The following is an 18,260-nucleotide window of genomic DNA, read 5'->3' as shown; positions in this document are numbered from 1 at the left end:
ACGGCGAGTTGCGATCGTTGCGGACGCTAAGTACCGCAACTCGACGGCGAGTTGCGGTGGACAACGTCAGCGGTGGGAGGGGACGGGGGTCGCGGGGACGGTGGTGCGGTCGGCGGCCGGGACGGACCGGTAGCTGCGCAGGATCTGGAGCAGCTGGTCCGAGGTCGTCGGCCGGTCGAACGACTGGTCGGCGTAGGCGACCAACACCACGCACTGCTTGTCCTTCGCCGAGGTCGGCGCGATCGCGCCGACCAGCGCACGCTGGGACGAGCAAGCCCCCGTCGACGCGCTGGTGACATCGATCATCGTGATGGTCGCCGGGCCTTCCTTGCCGTCATCGAACGACATTTCGGCGGGCTGCGGCTTGCCGACGGCCAACGTCGGCCGGGGCCCGTTTCCATCGGTGTACCTGTGCAGCGCGACCTCGGTCGCGACCTGCGTCGCCGCCATCGCGGAGTCGCCGACCTTCGCGGTCATGACGCCGCTGCCGCCGCGCTTGCTGGTCGGCTGGCCGGGGCAGTACCCGTCGAGGTAGAAGGCGCTGGCCGAGAGCACGGTTGCCGGGCCGGTCGAGTCGGCTTCCCAGCCGTGGACCGTGCGCGGCTCGGGTTTCCAGTTCGGCGGGACGTCGTAGGCATAGGCCCCCTGCCCGCCGGCGACGGACTGCCAACCCCGCACGACCGGGGACACCACGACCGCGGGCGGCGGGGTGGACGGCGTCGGCGGGCTCGACGTACGGCTCGAACTCGCGACCGGCGCCGGGCGGTTCAGCATCCGGTAGATGAAGCCTGACGCGCCGCCGAGCAGCACCAGAACCCCGACGAGCACGCAGCCGATCCGCCGCGGCAGACGCCGCCTGACCTGGGGGTTCCAGGGCTTGGCGTGCGGCTGCACCCGCTGTACGGCGTCGGGCGGTGGAGCCGACCGGTAGACCGCCTCCACCGCTGGCTCAGACTCGGCGTACGCAGCCTCGGTGTACGACGGCGCCTGGTACTTCGGCGATCCGTACGACGGCGGCTGGTATGCCGGAGCCCGGTAGGCCGACGGCTCGTAAGCCTGGCCCGCCGGGTTCTCCGGCTCGTCCCCTGAGCCCGCCGAGCCCCCTGAGTCCGGCGGCTTCTCCCCCGAGGACACGCTGTCAGCCGCGGACGAGCTTGACCAGGTGCTCGACGACACCGTCGACCGCGATCTCCTCGCGGTCGCCGGACCGACGGTCCTTGACCTCGACCAGGCCGTTCGCCAGGCCTCGCCCGACGACGAGGATGGTCGGCACGCCGACGAGCTCGGCGTCCTTGAACTTCACGCCCGGGCTGGCCTTGCGATCGTCGAGGACGACGCTCAGCCCGGCCGCGTCCAGCTCGGCGGAGAGCTTTTCCGCGCCCGCGGACAAGGCGTCGTCCTTGCCCGCGATGACGACGTGGACGTCGAACGGCGAGACCTCGCGCGGCCAGATCAGGCCGATTTCGTCGTGGTTCTGCTCGGCGAGCACGCCGAGTACGCGGGAGACGCCGACGCCGTAGGAGCCCATGGTGATCCGGATGGGCTTGGAGTCCGGGCCGAGCGCGTCGACCTCGAAGGCGTCGGTGTACTTGCGGCCGAGCTGGAAGATGTGCCCGATCTCGATGCCACGCGCGGCGACGAGCGTGCCCTGGCCATCCGGCGAGACGTCACCCTCGCGGACCTCGGCGGCCTCGATGGTGCCGTCGGGGGTGAAGTCGCGGCCGGCGACGAGGTCGACGACGTGGTGCCCGTCCTTGTCCGCACCGGTCAGCCACGCCGTCCCGGTGACCACCCTGGGGTCGACGAGGTAGCGGACACCGTTGTCCTTCAAGGACTTCGGGCCGATGTAGCCCTTCACGAGGAAGGGGTGGGCGGCGAAGTCGGCAGCGTCGATCATCTCGACCTCGGCCGGCTCCAGCGACGCTTCGAGGCGCTTCATGTCGACTTCGCGGTCGCCGGGGAGGCCGATGCCGAGCAGCTGCCACTCCTTGGTGCCCGGCTGCTTGGTCTTGACCAGGACGTTCTTGAGCGTGTCCGCCGCGGTGAACGTGCGGCCCAGGTCGGCGGCGTTGAAGAAGTCGACGAGCTTCTCGATGGTCGGCGTGTTCGGCGTCTCGTGCACCTGCGCCGCGGGAAGGCCTTCGAGGGACCTCTCGGCGGGCGCGGGCGTCGTCACGGCCTCGACGTTGGCCGCATAGTCGGACTCCGTGCTGCGGACGTAGGTGTCCTCACCGTTTTCGGCCACGGCGAGGAACTCCTCGGAGGCCGAACCGCCCATCGCGCCCGAGGTCGCGGCGACGATGACGTACTCGAGCCCGAGCCGGTCGAACAGGCTGATGTAGGCATTGCGATGCGCCAGGTACGCCCGCTCCAGGCCCTCGTCGTCGAGGTCGAAGGAGTACGAGTCCTTCATCAGGAACTCGCGGCCGCGCAGGATGCCCGCGCGGGGACGCGCCTCGTCGCGGTACTTGGTCTGGATTTGGTACAGGACAACGGGAAAGTCCTTGTACGAGCCGTACTCACCCTTCACCGTGAGCGCGAAGAGCTCCTCGTGCGTCGGAGCGAGGAGGTAGTCCGCGCCCTTGCGGTCCTTGAGGCGGAACAGGCCGTCGCCGTACTCGGTCCAGCGGCCTGTCTTCTCGTAGGGCTCCCTCGGCAGCAGCGCGGGGAACTGGATCTCCTGCGCGCCGATCGCGTTCATCTCTTCACGGACGATGTTCTCGACCTTGCGCAGCACGCGCAGGCCCAGCGGGAGCCAGGCATACCCGCCCGGGGCGACCCGGCGGATGTAGCCGGCGCGGACCAGCAGCCGGTGGCTGGGCACTTCGGCATCCGCCGGATCCTCGCGCAGAGTGCGAAGGAACAACGACGACATCCTGGTGATCACTACGGGCTCCTCGCGGCAAGGCCGGTCATAGACGTTCTGCGCAGCGTAGTCAATACCCCGGGGTCCGGTTCAACCGGTTATCGCGCCCGCGGGCTTCCGGACCACGATGCCGGCCGACCCGGAAGGCAACGAGTTCTGCGTGGCGCAATCCGGGTAGAGTGTCCGGCGTGTTCCCAGTGGCTTTGGATTGGTGGCCGCCGTCTGTCTGACGGCCATGGGTCCTACCCACTTGCCGTCTGCGGACGGTTACACGTTCACGGCTTCCCCAGCGCGCGGACATCCCGGTTCGAAGACGGCTCCCCTTTCAGGAGTCTTTCGTGGAACAGCACGGCCAAACCCTCACCTGGCGCGAAAACGCGCTTTCCCGCACCGAGCCCTGGCTCACCACCGGCAAGTCGAAGCCGCCGCGGAACGTCGAGGTCGTCGACGACGAACTACGCGCCGAAGACGCCCTGCGCTACGCGTCGGAGGGCGTGGGAATGCTGTGGCGCGGCGACTTCCGCAACGCGCGTCAGCTACTCGACGCGCTGAAGCGGCGGCTGGACCGTAAGCAGCTGAAGTCCGTCGACGATCCGGCAGGCGCCTTCTACCGGTATCGCCAGTCGAGGACCCATCGCGCCCGGATCCTCGGTCTGCTCCTGATGGAGCTCGACGAGGATTTCGTGCTCGATCTGCCACGCTCGCCGGACGTGCGCACTGCGTGTCTGGAGGCGTACGGCGAGCGGTCCGGTCACGGCGTCGTTTCCTTGCAGGAGCTGCTGGGCGCCATCGGGGCCCGCCAGTGGCGGCTGAACGGCGTCGAGGTGCCCGCGCTGGATGCCCGGATCTACCCGCACTACGGGGTGTTCGCGCCGACCCGCAACGAGTACGTCGACCTGGTCGCGAACGAGCTCACCCGCGTGGACGTCCCCGCGACGGCATTCGACATCGGTACCGGAACGGGCGTGCTCGCCGCGCTGCTCGTCCGGCACGGGGTCAAGCAGGTGGTGGCCACCGACAACGCGCCGCGCGCGGCTGCCTGTGCCGTGGACAACGTGCGCCGGCTGGGGATTACCGACCAGGTGGCCGTCGTCGAGACCGACCTCTTCCCGGCCGGTCGCGCCGAGCTGGTGGTCTGCAACCCGCCGTGGTTGCCGGTGACCCCGGCGTCACCGCTGGACACGGGCGTCTACGACCAGGGCGGCCGCATGCTGGCGACGTTCCTGCGGGACCTGCCGGAGCACCTCGCCCCCGGCGGCGAGGCTTGGCTGGTGCTGTCGGACCTGGCCGAGCTGCTCGGTCTGCGCACCCGGGAAGTCCTGCTCGACCTGTTCGGCAAAGCCGGGCTGACGGTGCTCGGCCACACCACGACCCGGCCGGATCACCCCCGCTCGTACGACGGCGAAGACCACCTCGCCGCCGCCCGGGCCGCGGAAGAGGTCACCTTGTGGCGGCTCGCCGTCCAGCAGGTCTAATGGACCCATGACGAGCCGCGCGCTGATCCCCTGGTCCGATATCGCGATCCCGGCGGGGCTGCCGGTCGAGGTCTGGGACGCCACCGGCGCGCCGCCGAACGACGTCGACGGTGTCGAGTTCTACGTCCTGCCGTATGACAGCGGTTCCGAGCCGGCGAAGCTCATCGCGCGGCTGCCATCGCTGCGGTTCGCGCAGTCGCTGTCGGCAGGGGTGGACACGCTCCTGCCGCTCATGCCCACCGGGGTCAGACTCGCCAACGGTCGGGGCTTGCACGATCTCAGCGTCGCGGAGCACGCGCTCGCGCTCATCCACGCCGCGCAGCGCGACCTGCCGCGGTGGATCCGGCAGCAGGCGAGCGGTTCGTGGGAGCGCGAGCACACCCGCTCGCTGGCCGACAGCCGCGTGCTGCTGGTGGGCCACGGGTCGATCGGCAAGGCCATCGAGCGACAGTTGCTGGCCGCGGAGGCCGTCGTCGTACCGGTCGCGTCGACGGCACGGCCGGGTGCGCACGGGATCGCGGAGCTGCCCGAGCTGCTCCCCGAAGCCGACATCGTGGTGCTGATCCTGCCGGACACCGAGGCCACCCGCGGGATCATCGGGGCGGCGGAACTCGCCGCGCTGCCCGAAGACGCCTTGGTCGTCAACGTTGGCCGCGGTACCGCGATCGACACCGACGCCCTGCTCAAGGAGGTCTCCACCGGCCGGATCCGCGCCGCGCTCGACGTCGTCGACCCCGAGCCGCTGCCGCGCGACCATCCTTTGTGGACAATGTCGGGCGTCATCATCACGCCGCACATCGCCGGCGGTTCGGCGTCGTTCTATCCGCGCGCGAAGCGGCTCGTCGAAGAGCAGCTCCGCCGCTTCGCCGCCGGTGAGGACCTCCTGAACCTCGTTACAGCGGTTTGATGTAGACGAAGGTGCGCTGGGCCACGTGAAAGCCGCAGCGCTCGTAGATGCCAAGCGCACCGCCGGCGTTTTCGACGTCCACAGAGAGCGAAGCGCGTTCGTAGCCTGCGGCCTTCCCCTCGGCGAGTGTGTAGCCGAGCAGAGCCGTCGCGACACCACGTCCGCGCAGTGCGTCGCGGGTGCCGACGTGGCCGATGTGCAGCTCGCGGACCCCGGTCGCGGCCGCATCGGAGGCGTAGAACGAGCTCTGCACGAAGGCGAGCACCTCGTCCTTGGCCTCTGACAGCAGCAGGAATGTCAGCTCGGGGACGAAGTCCTTGCTTCCGGTGATCAGGTGCCGCCAGCCTTCGGGCGATTGGACCGTGCTGCCCCAATGACGGGAAAAGGTGTCGTTGCGGGCCTGCCGCATCAGCTCTTCGTACTTCTGCTCGTACCGCACCAGTGGGTACTCACTCGGCAACGGCTGCGCCGGCGGCAAGTCGGCGAGGTCGGCCCGCATGTCGGCGAAGGTCCGCGAGACTTCGAACCCGGCCGCCTGAAGAACTCCCGTGTACCACTGTTGGCTGTCATAGGCCCCGGCATGCAGTTCCAACGGCGCGCTGGGGAAGGCGCGTTCGTGCACGGCCTTGGCCGACTGGACAAGCCACTCGATCAGGTGAGTTCCGATGGCCTCATCCCGATAGTCCGGGTGCACGAGGGCGTCGGACCGGAGCAGGTGGACCGGATCGGCCGCGGCACGCACCACGGGGTAGGCATACGCGACGAGCCGCTCGCCGTCCCAAGCCGACGTGCTGGCCGAGGCGAGGTCTATCCCCGGGGCGGACAGCTCCTCGGCGAGGTCCTCGGCGCTGTAGTGCTCGCCGGTCGGGTCCACCACCTCGGCGGTGGCATACATCTCGGCCAACGCTGCCATGTCGTCGAAGGTCAGCGGGCGCCAGAGGAGGTCCATCCGCCGAGCCTAGGTTCCCGCCTCCGGCCGCCGCATCCGATTTATCCCGCCGTACCCTGGATGGGTGCTGGTGCTGCTCCCCCCTTCCGAGACCAAGGCCGACGGCGGCGACGGGCCGCCGCTCGATCTCGACTCGCTGGCGTTCCCCGAACTGACCCCCGTCCGGCGCAAGCTCGCCGAAGCACTGGTGGACCTCGCCGCCGACGTGCCGGCCAGCCTCACCGCGCTCGGCATCACCGAGCGACAGGCGGACGAGGTCGCGCGCAACACCGAGCTGTGGACGTCCCCGACCATGCCGGGGCTGCGGCGCTACACCGGCGTCCTCTACGACGCGCTCGACCTGAAGAGCTTCCGCAAGCCCGCGCTGGAAAAGGCGAAACGCCGGCTGGCGGTGGCTTCAGCGCTGTTCGGCGTCGTCTCCGGCACCGACCGGATCCCGGCCTACCGGCTTTCCGGCGGCAGCTCGCTGCCCGCGCTCGGCACCATCCGCAGTCTGTGGAAGCCGACGCTCGAGCCGGTACTTCGCGGGATCGACGGACTCGTGGTGGACCTGCGCTCGGGTACGTACGCGGCGCTGGCGAAGCTGCGCCCGGACGCGGTGACCGTCCGCGTCGTCACCGAGGACGCGGCGGGCAATCGCACGACGGTCAGCCACTTCAACAAGGCCTACAAGGGAAAACTGGCCGCGGTGCTGGCCAGGTCCCCGCGCGATCCCTCCACTGTGGACCAACTGCTGACGGTGGTTTCCCGCGCGGGGCTACGGGTCGAGCGGACCGGCGAGTACAGCCTGGAGCTGCTCACCGGGGACTGAACCTCGCCGGCGAGAAGTCGTCGGCCGGGGGCGCCGGCCACCGCAACTCGCCGTCGAGTTGCGGTCCTTGCGCGCGCGGGTTACACGCGCGTGCAACGAGGGCACTTTTGCACAAGAGTGCCCTGCTTGAAGGCTCAACGACGGCACAAAAGTGGCTCTCCTGAGCTATCCGTGGGTGCTGGTTGATATGGACTGGCTGCGTTTTACCGCAGCACGGACCGGGGCGGGCGAGGAGACCCTGGCAGGTGCGAAGGCCAGCCGGTCGCGTCGGTGTACCGCGAAAGCCGGTGTCCGGAGCTGAGCGTGGGACAGTCACCGACAGCCGACCACGCCCGCTGACCTCGAGAACCTCACCAGCCACATCACCCCGCACCCACTGAGGCGTCGCGGACCCACGGATACGACCGAAGGGGCACAAAAGTACAAAAGTGCCCGCTCGGGAGCCCGCGTGCGAGCCCGGGTCAGGGGTGGAGGACGGACATGGCGGCGTTGTGGCCAGGGATACCGCTGACTCCGCCGCCGCGTTGGGCGCCCGCGCCGCACAGGAGGATCCGCGGGTGGGCCGTTTCGACGCCCCACTTCCCCACCTGCTCAGGATCCGAGGCAAAGGGCCACGACAGGTCGCGATGGAAGATGTGCCCGGCCGGCAGGCCTAGTTCCTCCTCGAGGTCCACCGGTGTCTTCGCCTCGACGCACGGTTCGCCGTCGGGTGTGGTCCACAGGCAGTCCTCGATCGGTTCCGCCAGCACGCTGTTGAGCGAAGCCAGCGTCGCCTTCAACGCCTCCGCGCGGGCCTGGTCGTTACGTCCAGCGAAGAGCCTCGCGGGCATATGCAGACCGAACAGTGTCAGCGTCTGAGCGCCGGCCGCGCGTTCGACCGGGCCGAGGATCGACGGATCGGTCAGCGAGTGGCAATAGATCTCGCACGGCGGCAACGACGGGATCCGCCCGGAGTCCGCCTCCGCGAACGCCGTCGCCAGCTGCGTGTAGCCCTCGTTGACGTGGAAGGTCCCGCCGAACGCCTCCCGTGGGTCGAGACCGGTCTCCCGCAGCCGAGGCAGCCGCTTGAGCACCATGTTCACCTTGAGCTGCGCGCCTTCGGGCGAGTCCCCGGCTTCCTCGCCGAGCAGCCTCGCCAGTGTCCACGGGGCGACGTTCGCGAGGACGCGTCCGCCGTGCACCACCTGTTCGCCATCCTGTTCGCCATCGTCGTGGCGAAACCGCACCTCACCGTCCGGATCGATCGCGACGACCTCGGCGCCGGTCCGGAACTCCGCGCCGGCGCGGCGGGCGGACTCGGCGAGCGCGCCGGTCACCGCGCCCATCCCGCCCACCGGGATATCCCAGTCGCCGGTCTCGTTGCCGATCACGTGGTAGAGCAGGCACCGGTTCTGCCGCAGGTCGACGTCGTCCGCGGCGGCAAAGGTGCCGATGAGCGCGTCGGTGAGTACGACGCCGCGCACGGTGTCGTTTCCGAACATCGCTTCGAGCGTCTCGCTGGCGGGCCGTTCGAACAGCGACGACCACGCCTGCTCGTCGTCGACTCGCGCGCGCAGTTCTTCCTTGCCCAGCAGGGGTTCGGTGAGCGTGGAGAAGGTGCGCTCGGCGACCCGGGCGGTCATCGCGTAGAACCGCTGCCACGCGTCGAACTCCTTCGGCGACCCGCTGACCGCGGCGAAGGACGCGGCCGTCCGCGCCTCGTCGCCGGTGTCGGCGAGCAGCCCGGCCGAACCGACCGGCGTGTAGGACGACATCCGACGCCGGCGCAGGTCGACGGACAGCCCCAGCTCCGCGATGATCTTGCGCGGCAGCAGGCTGACCAGGTACGAGTACCGCGAAAGCCGCACGTCGACCCCGGGGAACGCCCGGAACGACACCGCCGCGCCGCCCACCTCCCCGCGGCGTTCGAGCACCAGGACCGAGCGCCCCGCCTTGGCCAGGTAGCCCGCCGCGACCAGGCCGTTGTGCCCGCCGCCGACGATCACCACGTCGTAGGACTTCATCCACGCCTCCTGCTCATCGGTGTGTGCCGAGCCCAGGTTAATTCGGTTGCGCCCCGGCGCGCGGGCGGGAAAAATCGCCCGTGTCCGGCAGGAAGCCGGGTGTGCGCAGCGAGGAGGTGCCCTGTGGAGCCGACTGTCCGGGGCGTCGACGTCCCCTGCCCATCCGCCCCCCGGGGCCGGTAGCGCTTTCCGCTCGCCCGGTGGGGCACCCCTTCCTGTTCTAGGAGCCCACCAGTGCGCGAGCACGATTTCGACTATCTCGACAACCACCCCGACACCGACCCGGCCGGCCGGCGCAAGTCCCGGCGCGCCCGTTTCGACGACGAACCGGCGCCCAACCGAAGCGGACGCCTCACCCTGGACGAACGCGCCAGGTTGGCCAGGCTGCGCGAGGACGCCTATACCGAGCACGCCATCCCCGGCGGCGGAGACCGCTGGTCGACCTGGGATGACGCCGTCCGCGGCCCGCGGCCCCGGCCCGACTGGGTGGTCACCGAACTGGCCGCCGTGGACACCGAACTCGGGGTGCTCAAAACCGGCAAAGAGGCCGACGTCCACCTCGTCCGCCGGGAGCTGCCCGACGGCTCGAAAGGCGGTTTGCTCGCGGCCAAGCGCTACCGCAGCGACGAACACCGACTCTTCCACCGTGACGCCGGTTACCTCGAAGGACGCCGAGTGCGGCGTTCCCGCGAGATGCGCGCGATGGAGAGCCGCAGCGCGTTCGGCCGCAACCTGATCGCCGAGCAGTGGGCGGCCGCGGAGTTCACCGCACTGAGTCGTTTGTGGACGGTCGGGGCCCCGGTGCCCTACCCGGTGCAGCAGCACGGCACCGAACTGCTGCTGGAATTCCTCGGTGACGGCGAAGGCATCGCGGCACCGAGGCTGGCCGAGTCCCGGCCCGGTCCGGACGAACTGACCGAGCTCTGGCACCAGACCGTGTCCGCGGTGGAACTCCTTGCCGCCGAAGGGCTCTGCCACGGCGACCTGTCCGCGTACAACCTGCTCGTCCACAAGGGACGGGTAGTGGTGATCGACCTACCGCAGATCGTCGACGTGGTCGCCAACCCGGCCGGCGGCGAGTTCCTCGCCAGGGACGTCCGCAACATCGCGGGCTGGTTCCGCGGCAAGGGCCTCGATCCTCGGCTCGCCGACGAAGAAGTGCTGGTCAGGGACCTGCGGGAGGTGGCAGGGCTGCGCTGAGCACGCCCGGTGAGCGGGGTTTTCGCTCCCGTTTCGGGCCCGAAAGCCCCGTTCACCGCGTCCACCAGGAAATTCCCGGTTGCGTCCTTGCCCACAGTTGGCGGCTCGGATTGGGTGACGGCGGACGAGTCGGGTACAGTAGTCACAGACCGCAACCGGCGGCGTGGATGAGTGGTGTCCGTCGCCTCCAAAGCCAACAGATATGGCTCGCGGTATTCATTCAGCCAAATGGCGTGCAAGGCCCAACCAGGGCGGCGTGCGTCGGGTTCGTCCCTGTGAAAGCCCACTGCACACCATCTTGCCCTGCCTGCGTGCGGGCAGCCGGGCCTCCCTTGTGACGTACCACGTCCGAGAGGTATTTGTGACAGTCACGCTCGATTCTTCAAACTCTTCATCGCACTCGGCCCGTCCCAGCCGCAAGCCCGTGAACCGCGGGGGCAGCGACAACCAGCCGAACTCCGACTCGGCTGTCGAGTCGGTGGCCGTCAAGACCTTCGCCGAGCTCGGTCTCCCCGAGCCCCTGCTGGCCGCGCTGCGCGAGGCCGGCATCACCTCGCCGTTCCCCATCCAGATCGCGACCATCCCGGACGCACTGGCGGGTCGCGACGTACTGGGCCGCGCCCAGACCGGTTCCGGCAAGACCCTGGCCTTCGGCCTGGCGATGCTGACCCGGCTCAACGGCGGCCGGGCGAAGGCCCGCAAGCCCCGCGCCCTCGTGCTGGTCCCCACCCGGGAACTGGCCATGCAGGTCGCGGACTCGCTCACCCCGCTGGCCAAGTCGCTCGGCCTGTGGTGCCGCGTGGCCGTCGGCGGCATGGCGTTCAACCGCCAGGCCGACGCGCTCGCCCGCGGAGTCGATCTGCTGATCGCCACCCCGGGCCGGCTCTCCGACCACGTCCGCCAGGGCACCTGCGACCTCTCCGAGACGGACTTCATCGCGCTCGACGAGGCCGACCAGATGGCCGACATGGGCTTCATGCCGCAGGTTCGCGAGATCCTCGACCTGACCCCGCGTACCGGCCAGCGCCTGCTGTTCTCGGCGACCCTCGACGGTGATGTCGACCGCCTCGTCCGGGCGTACCTGACCGACCCGGTCCGGCACTCGGTCGCGCCGGTCACCGCCAGCGTCACCACGATGGACCACCACGTTCTCCAGGTCACCCACCAGGAGAAGCAGGACGTCATCACCGAGATCGGTGCCCGCGACGGCCGCACGATCATGTTCGTGCGCACCAAGCACCACGTCGACCGGCTCGCGGAGCGTCTGCGCGAGAACGGCGTCCAGGCCGCGGCGCTGCACGGTGGCAAGACCCAGGGTCAGCGCAACCGGGTGCTCGCCGACTTCAAGGAAGGCAACACCCCGGTCCTGGTGGCCACGGATGTCGCCGCCCGCGGTATCCACGTCGACGACATCTCCCTGGTCCTGCACGTGGACCCGGCCGCCGACCACAAGGACTACCTGCACCGCGCGGGTCGTACGGCTCGCGCCGGCGCCTCGGGCACCGTCGTCACGATCGTCACCAACGACCAGCGTCGCCTGGTCCGCCGGATGACCGACCGCGCGGGGGTGCGTGCCGAAAGCACGAACGTCCGCCCGGGTGACGCCGAGCTGGCCCGGATCACCGGTGCCCAGCAGCCCAGCGGCCAGCCGGTCCCCGAGCTCCGTCGGGAAGCCCCGCCTCGTCGTGGCGGTCGCGGTTTCGGTGGCGGCCAGGGCGGCAGTGGCGGTTACCAGGGCAACCGCGAAGGCGGCGGTTACCAGGGTTCGCGTGAAGGCGGCCGTCCTTCGGGCAGCGGCAGTGGTGGCGGTTACGCCGGCCGCGGTCGTACGCCGCGCTTCGGCAACGGTGGCAGCGGAGCGGGTGGCGGCAATGGCCGTCCGAGCCGTGGGCCGCGTCGTAGCTTCGACAACTGAAAATAGCTAAGCGCTGAAAGCGCCGCGGGTGGCCTGACCGGTCACTCGCGGCGCTTTCTTCGTACCCGCACTCTTTCGCCCACCGCACCGAGTGCGACACTGCGAGGCGTGAACGAACCTGGCCCCGCTGTCGCGCGAAACGATCCCGAGCAGGTCTTCGACTGGCTCGACGTCGAGGCCGAGAAGCGCACGAACGCGGGTCTGGTGCGGCGGTTGCGCCCCCGGTCACCGAACTCCACCGAGCTCGACCTGGCAGGCAACGACTATCTCGGGCTCGCCAGGGACAAGCGCGTCGCCGGAGCCGCCGCCGCGGCCGCCCTTCGCTGGGGCGCGGGCTCGACAGGTTCACGACTCGTCACCGGATCGACAGAACTGCACGCGGAGCTCGAGCAAGACCTGGCACGGTTCTGCGGGGTTCAAGCGGCGCTGGTGTTCTCGTCCGGCTTCATGGCGAACCTCGGCGCGGTGATGGCCTTGTCCGGCGCGGAGTCCGCCATCGTCACGGACAAGTACATCCACGCGTCGCTCATCGAAGGCTGCCGGCTGTCCAGGGCGGACGTGGCCGCGATGCCGCACGGGGACCTGAAGGCGATGGCACACGCGCTGTCGACACGGCGCAAGAGCCGCGCGCTGATGGTCACCGACTCGGTCTTCTCCGTGGACGGCGACCTGGCCCCGCTCCCCGACCTGGCGGCCATGTGCGGCCAGCACGGCGCGGCGCTGCTCGTCGACGACGCGCACGGGTTCGGTGTCCTCGGCGAAGGCGGCCGGGGCGCGGTGCACGCGGCTGGGCTGTCCGCCGCGCCGAACGTCGTCACCACCATCACGTTGTCGAAATCCCTTGGCGCGCAAGGGGGCGCTGTCCTCGGGCCGCGCCGGGTGATCCGGCACCTGGTGGACACCGCGCGCAGTTTCATCTTCGATACCGCGCTCGCCCCGGCCAGCGCCGCGGCTGCGCTCGGCGCGCTCAACGCGCTGAAGGCCGAGCCGGAGCTCGCCACCCGAGTGCAGGACGCGGCGGTGAACCTGGCCATGCAGCTCAAGGCCGCCGGGCTGGCCGCCAGCTCCCCCGACGCCGCCGTGATCTCGGTGCGCGCGCCGTCGGCCGACGAGGCTGTCGCCTGGGCCGCGGCCTGCGCCGAACAGGGCATCCGAGTCGGCTGTTTCCGCCCGCCTTCGGTGCCGGACGGCATTTCACGGCTGCGCCTCACCGCCCGCGCCGACCTCACCGAGTCCGATGTGGACAGGGCGGTCAAGGTGATCACCGCCGCCGCCCCTCGCGGCGCCTTCAGCTGAGCTGTCAGCGTTTCGGGGGCGCCAGCAGCTGGTACTCCGCCACCTTCTCGAACCCCATTCGGCGGTAGACCAGCGCGCCCGTGCTACTGGCCTGCAGCGTGCCGACCCGCAGGCCTCGTTCCTGGCCCGCGCGAAGTGCCGCGGCGGTGAGCCGCGTGCCGATCCCCCGACGCCGGTCGCCGCTCCCCGTGGCCACCACGTAGACACCGGCGACGCCGTGTTTGTCGAACAGCGCGGCAGTGCCTGCCACTCGCCCGTCGATCCGGCCGGCGAACCGCACCAAGCTGCCGGGCGCCCCCGCGTAGTTGGCTTCCACCTGCTTCACGGTGTCGTTCTGGTCCGGCATGACACCGAATAAAGGCACGTACGCCTCGACCCATTCTCCCAGCGCCTCGGGCGTGTCAACCTCTTCGATCTTGAGCTCCGGCGGCCCGTCCTGCTCGATGACGCGGTCGAGGTCCACGGACATGATCGGCGACGTTCCACCCAGAGTGGCACCAAGCGAGACCAGGTCGTCGACGAGCCCTTCACGGCTGTCCGGCCCCACATGCCACATCCACGGCACTCCGTCGAGCCGACGCGATGCCTCCTCGAGTGCGTCACTCGTCGGTTGCGTGCCGGTCAGCCGGAACACCCCGTTGAAGACCTGGTGGGCGACACCGCTGCGAAAGATCACCAGATCGCCGTCCTGCCGAAAGGCGTCACCCCAGCCGAGCCAGTAGTCGCGTGCGTTGGCGAGCTGCGGTTCCAGGTCCGTCACCGAATCGATCTTCCTCATGGGCAGACGATACGTCGGCGAGCGCGGGTTCACATTTCCCGGAAAAACACGAAATCCTTCACCTGCGCCACATGGTGATGTGTGGGATGCCGTCCTCGTCAAAGGGCTCGCCCTCCGGCCGGAAGCCGAACTTGGCGTAGAAGCCCTGCGCGTAGGTCTGCGCGTCGAGCACCCAGGCACGCTCGGGTCCGGTTTCGAGGGCGGCCTGCATCAGGCGCGCGGCGAGACCGCGGCCGCGCGCGTCGGCTGCCGTGCAGACGCGGCCGATGCGCCCGGCGCCATCCGACTCGGCGAGTATCCGGAGATAGGAACCGAAGCCGTCGACCCAGAAGTGCCGGGTGGACGGCAGAAGGTCGCATCCGTCGATCTCCGGATACGGGCATTTCTGCTCGACCACGAAGACGTCGACCCGGAGTTTGAGAATGGCGTGGACCTGCGCCGCGGTCAGTCCGTCACCGGAGGCCGCGGACACCGCGGGCAGCTTGTCACTGTTGTCGAGCACGGGACATGCTTAGCACGGCCCGATGATCAGCCGAACAGGCCGGACCTGGACTGGCTGGCGATCTGGCTCGCGAACGCCGAAACGCGGGTGTAGACGCCGGGTTTACCAGCCACGGCGCAGCCTTCGCCCCACGAGACGATGCCTACCAATGTGTTGCCCTCGACCAGCGGGCCGCCGGAATCGCCCTGGCAGGCATCGATCCCGCCCTGGGTGTACCCCGCGCACAGCATGGTGCCGGGGTCGTAGTTGCTGTAGCTCGCCGTGCAGCTCTGGTCGCCGATCACCGGAACCGGGGCGCTACGCAGGACGTTCGACCGGGCGCCACCATCCGAGGTGCGGCCCCAGCCGACCACGGTTGCCTGGGAACCCTCGGCGTAGAGCGCGCGATCGGTCGAATCGGCGAGTTGCACGGCCGGGTACGGCAGGCTGCCGAGCACGGTGAGCACGGCGATGTCGTCGCCCTTGAGCGGGTCGGAGAAGTCCGGGTGGACCCAGACCTTCGACACCGACTCGACCACGCCGTCCGTGGACGTCTCGTCCTGCCTGCCGGCCACGACGCGCAGGTTTCCGCTCTTCACGGCCAGCGCGCAGTGGGCCGCCGTGGCCACCGCCGTCGGGCTGACGATGACCCCGCCGCAGAACTGGTAGCCGTTCTGGTCGGTCAGGTACACCGCGTACGGATAGTCGCTGAGGGAAGCCTGGCCGCCGCCGACGATCCGGGGCTGGGCGGCCGTGTCGGGGGCCGCCGCCGCGCTCGCAGCCGTGAGCGCCACGATCGCGGCCGTGGCGACCAGCGCTCCGGCCGCCATCAGGGCTTTGCGACGAGACTTCACTGGCATGGGAGCGTCCTTTCACCCAGGAACGGTGCTTCAGTCACGACTGGTGGCGCCGAAAGTGGCGCTGGGCGGTTGTTCGACTCCAGCGCGTGAACGGGCAGCCGGAATTACCCTAGTCGGGATGCGCTCGAAACGGTGTCACTGAATCGGGTGGTCTCGCGCGCCGACCGTCAAGTTCTGACAAGCTGACGCGCGTGCGACCCGTTGCTGCGTTCCTGCGTGCCTCCGTGATGGTCGTCCTGGCGACCGCGAGCCTGGCGGCTTGCTCGGCCGAGGTGTCCGGCGCACCGGCGACCGCGGCGACCGCGGGGACAACGGCGGGGACAACGTCAACCGGCGTCCCGCAGCAGGCCCCGGTGCCGAGCCAGCCGACCACGTCCAGCGCGCGGAACCCGGTCTGGCAGGTCGGCGCCCATCCCCTCCCCCGGCGGTCCGACGGGTTCGGCGAGATCGAGCCCACACCACCCATACTGGTGAACCGTTCCCTGCCGACCGAGGACGTGTTACCGCCGCCGCCCGACGGGAGGTACGCCGCGACCGTCCAGCCCATCCCGGCCGAGGTCCTCGCGCGCAGCACCTGGCAGGCCGCGTGCCCGGTCACGTCGACGGCGCTGCGGTACCTGACGATGTCGTTCTGGGGCTTCGACGGCCGCGCGCACACCGGCGAGATGATCGTCAACGCGTCGGCGGCCCAGGGTGTGACCAAGGCCTTCGGGCAGTTGTTCGCCGCGCGGTTCCCGTTGGAGGAGATGCGCGTCACGCGGCCCGACGAGCTGACCGCTCCGCCGACCGGGGACGGCAACAGCACCAGCGCGTTCGTCTGCCGTCCGGTGCGCGGCCAGACGAACTGGTCGGCCCACGCCTACGGGCTCGCCGTCGACGTCAACCCGTTCTGCAACCCCTATACCAAAGGCTCGCTCGTGCTGCCCGAGCTCGCGTCCGCCTATGTCGACCGGTCGAACGTCCGCCCTGGCATGATCCTCGCGGGTGACTCGACCGTGCGTGCCTTCGCCTCGATCGGGTGGAGGTGGGGCGGGTCGTGGACCAGCCCGAAAGACCGCATGCACTTCACCGCGACCGGCGAATGAGCCGGGAACAAGCGGTCGCGGGAGCGAGTTGACAAGCAGGAACCCCTTTTTTTCAGAACCGCGGAGGAAAACAGCGTGCCCCACTACGACCTGGTGATCGTCGGTACCGGATCGGGGAATTCGATCCTCGACCCCCGCTTCGCCGATTGGAAGACCGCGATCGTCGAGAAGGGCGTTTTCGGCGGCACCTGCCTCAACGTCGGCTGCATCCCCACCAAGATGTTCGTCTATGCCGCCGACGTGGCCGCGACGCCGTCGTTCAGCTCACGTTTCGGGGTGGACGAAGAGCTGCGCGGGGTGCGCTGGCGTGACATCCGCGACCGCATCTTCGGCCGCATCGACCCGATCTCCGCCGGCGGGCGCGAGTACCGCACCGAGCACAAGGACAACGCGAACGTCACCGTGTACGGCGGTGAAGGCCGTTTCGTCGGGCACAAGGAGCTCGTCGTGTCCTATCCGGACGGACGCGCTCCCGAGACGGTCACGGCCGACCGGTTCGTGCTCGCTGCGGGCGGGCGCCCGATCGTGCCGGACGTCCCGGGGCTCGTCGAGGCCGGCTTCCACACCTCCGACAGCGTCATGCGGCTCGACGAGCTGCCGGCGCGGATGGTGATCATCGGCAGCGGGTTCATCGCCGCCGAGTTCGCGCACGTCTTCTCCTCACTCGGCGTGGAGGTCACGCTGATCGCCCGTTCCGGCGCGTTGCTGCGCAGCGAGGACGAGGACATCAGCACCCGGTACACCGAGCTGGCGAGCCAGAAGTACGACGTCCGGTTGAACCGCAAAACCGTGCGCGTATCCCGTTCGGACAGTGGCGTGAGCGTCGATCTGGAAGGCCCCGAAGGCGCTGAAACCGTTGAAACAGACCAGATCCTGGTCGCCGTCGGCCGCACGCCGAACTCGGACCTGCTCGACGTCGAAGCCACCGGACTGTCCACACGCGACAACGGCAAGATCGTCGTCGACGAGTTCCAGCAGACCGGCGTGGACGGCATCTACGCGCTCGGTGACGTGTCGTCGGAGTACGAGCTCAAGCACGTCGCCAACCACGAAGAGCGAGTAGTGCAGCACAACCTGCTGCACCCGGACGACAAGGTCGCCAGCGACCACCGCTTCGTGCCCCACGCCGTGTTCGGCTCGCCGCAGATCGCGTCGGTCGGGCTCACCGAGCAAGACGCGTTCTCGAGCGGCGTGAACTACGTCGTGTCGAAGCAGGACTACGCGGGCATCGCGTATGGCTGGGCGATGGAGGACACGACCGGCTTCCTCAAGCTGCTCGCCGACCCCGTCACCGGGCAGCTGCTGGGCGCCCACGTCATCGGCCCACAGGCGCCGACCGTCATCCAGCCGCTGATCCAGGCGATGAGCTTCGGCCTCGACGCCCGCACCATGGCCCGGGGCCAGTACTGGATCCACCCGGCCATGCCAGAGCTCGTCGAGAACGCCCTCCTGAACCTGCCCCTGGACTGACCGCACCCCTAGCGCTGACAGAAGTCCTGGCTGCGGCCGCGTTTCTAGCGTTCCCTCAGGGCCACCCCCGTGGCGTTCAAAGCCACAGGGGTGGCCCTGAGGGGTCTCCGGTGGTTGGTCGGTTGAGACGGCGGGTTCGGCTCTACTCCAGCAAGGGCGCCGGA

15 protein-coding genes are annotated in these 18,260 nt (G+C 69.6%); 8 read left to right on the top strand and 7 right to left on the bottom strand.

Annotated elements, in window-relative coordinates; genetic code table 11:
• Window positions 1–66: 66 nt before the first annotated feature.
• Both JWQ81_RS42275 and JWQ81_RS42270 read right to left on the bottom strand, forming a co-directional pair.
• Window positions 67–1,134, bottom strand: a complete 1,068-nt coding sequence (locus JWQ81_RS42275) for a hypothetical protein (RefSeq protein ID WP_297551017.1) — start codon at window positions 1,132–1,134, stop codon at window positions 67–69.
• Between the two features lie 4 nt (window positions 1,135–1,138).
• Window positions 1,139–2,887, bottom strand: a complete 1,749-nt coding sequence (locus tag JWQ81_RS42270) for a proline--tRNA ligase (protein ID WP_297551015.1) — start codon at window positions 2,885–2,887, stop codon at window positions 1,139–1,141.
• A 317-nt stretch (window positions 2,888–3,204) separates the two neighbouring features.
• Here JWQ81_RS42270 and JWQ81_RS42265 point away from each other — a divergent pair, with 317 nt between their 5' ends.
• Complete coding sequence (locus JWQ81_RS42265) at window positions 3,205–4,341, top strand: class I SAM-dependent methyltransferase (protein WP_297551013.1); 1,137 nt, start codon at window positions 3,205–3,207, stop codon at window positions 4,339–4,341.
• A gap of 7 nt (window positions 4,342–4,348) precedes the next feature.
• Complete coding sequence (locus tag JWQ81_RS42260) at window positions 4,349–5,248, top strand: 2-hydroxyacid dehydrogenase (RefSeq protein ID WP_297551011.1); 900 nt, start codon at window positions 4,349–4,351, stop codon at window positions 5,246–5,248.
• On the opposite strand, the gene JWQ81_RS42255 is transcribed toward JWQ81_RS42260, so the two are convergent.
• Window positions 5,235–6,197, bottom strand: coding sequence for a GNAT family N-acetyltransferase (locus tag JWQ81_RS42255; protein ID WP_297551009.1), 963 nt, complete (start codon window positions 6,195–6,197; stop codon window positions 5,235–5,237). The two genes, JWQ81_RS42260 and JWQ81_RS42255, sit on opposite strands and share 14 nt — an antisense overlap.
• 64 nt (window positions 6,198–6,261) lie before the next feature.
• On the opposite strand from JWQ81_RS42255, the gene yaaA reads away from it, so the two are divergent.
• A complete protein-coding gene (yaaA, locus tag JWQ81_RS42250) occupies window positions 6,262–7,008 on the top strand; it encodes a peroxide stress protein YaaA (RefSeq protein WP_297551007.1) in 747 nt (248 codons plus the stop codon).
• A 461-nt stretch (window positions 7,009–7,469) separates the two neighbouring features.
• Here yaaA and JWQ81_RS42245 read toward each other — a convergent pair whose 3' ends face one another.
• Window positions 7,470–9,011 (bottom strand): NAD(P)/FAD-dependent oxidoreductase, encoded by a 1,542-nt coding sequence (locus JWQ81_RS42245; protein WP_297551005.1) that lies wholly within the window; start codon window positions 9,009–9,011, stop codon window positions 7,470–7,472.
• Window positions 9,012–9,245: 234 nt separating this feature from the next.
• On the opposite strand from JWQ81_RS42245, the gene JWQ81_RS42240 reads away from it, so the two are divergent.
• From JWQ81_RS42240 to JWQ81_RS42230, 3 genes are all read left to right on the top strand, one after another.
• A complete protein-coding gene (locus JWQ81_RS42240; RefSeq protein ID WP_297551004.1) occupies window positions 9,246–10,211 on the top strand; it encodes an RIO1 family regulatory kinase/ATPase in 966 nt (321 codons plus the stop codon).
• A gap of 361 nt (window positions 10,212–10,572) precedes the next feature.
• A complete protein-coding gene (locus tag JWQ81_RS42235) occupies window positions 10,573–12,126 on the top strand; it encodes a DEAD/DEAH box helicase (protein ID WP_297551002.1) in 1,554 nt (517 codons plus the stop codon).
• Between the two features lie 108 nt (window positions 12,127–12,234).
• Window positions 12,235–13,422, top strand: coding sequence for an 8-amino-7-oxononanoate synthase (locus tag JWQ81_RS42230; RefSeq protein WP_297551001.1), 1,188 nt, complete (start codon window positions 12,235–12,237; stop codon window positions 13,420–13,422).
• Between the two features lie 4 nt (window positions 13,423–13,426).
• Here JWQ81_RS42230 and JWQ81_RS42225 read toward each other — a convergent pair whose 3' ends face one another.
• Genes JWQ81_RS42225 through JWQ81_RS42215 form a run of 3 tightly spaced genes read right to left on the bottom strand, consistent with a single transcriptional unit; the run spans window position 13,427 to window position 15,541 of the window.
• Window positions 13,427–14,200: a GNAT family N-acetyltransferase gene (locus tag JWQ81_RS42225; RefSeq protein WP_297550999.1), complete on the bottom strand. Its 774-nt coding sequence runs from the start codon at window positions 14,198–14,200 to the stop codon at window positions 13,427–13,429.
• A gap of 58 nt (window positions 14,201–14,258) precedes the next feature.
• On the bottom strand, window positions 14,259–14,702 hold the full coding sequence (locus JWQ81_RS42220; RefSeq protein WP_297550997.1) for a GNAT family N-acetyltransferase: 444 nt from the start codon (window positions 14,700–14,702) through the stop codon (window positions 14,259–14,261).
• A 26-nt stretch (window positions 14,703–14,728) separates the two neighbouring features.
• The gene (locus JWQ81_RS42215) at window positions 14,729–15,541 is read right to left on the bottom strand and encodes a serine protease (protein WP_297550995.1); all 813 of its coding nucleotides are present in this window, start codon (window positions 15,539–15,541) and stop codon (window positions 14,729–14,731) included.
• A gap of 191 nt (window positions 15,542–15,732) precedes the next feature.
• Here JWQ81_RS42215 and JWQ81_RS42210 point away from each other — a divergent pair, with 191 nt between their 5' ends.
• Window positions 15,733–16,626, top strand: a complete 894-nt coding sequence (locus tag JWQ81_RS42210) for a M15 family metallopeptidase (protein ID WP_297550993.1) — start codon at window positions 15,733–15,735, stop codon at window positions 16,624–16,626.
• Between the two features lie 75 nt (window positions 16,627–16,701).
• The gene (locus JWQ81_RS42205) at window positions 16,702–18,096 is read left to right on the top strand and encodes a mycothione reductase (RefSeq protein ID WP_297550990.1); all 1,395 of its coding nucleotides are present in this window, start codon (window positions 16,702–16,704) and stop codon (window positions 18,094–18,096) included.
• Window positions 18,097–18,260 lie beyond the last annotated feature (164 nt).

This window comes from Amycolatopsis sp. (assembly GCF_025464955.1).
Lineage (GTDB): Bacteria > Actinomycetota > Actinomycetes > Mycobacteriales > Pseudonocardiaceae > Amycolatopsis.
Note: the sequence above shows the minus strand (reverse complement) of the source record. Positions and strands in the feature narration are given on the sequence as shown.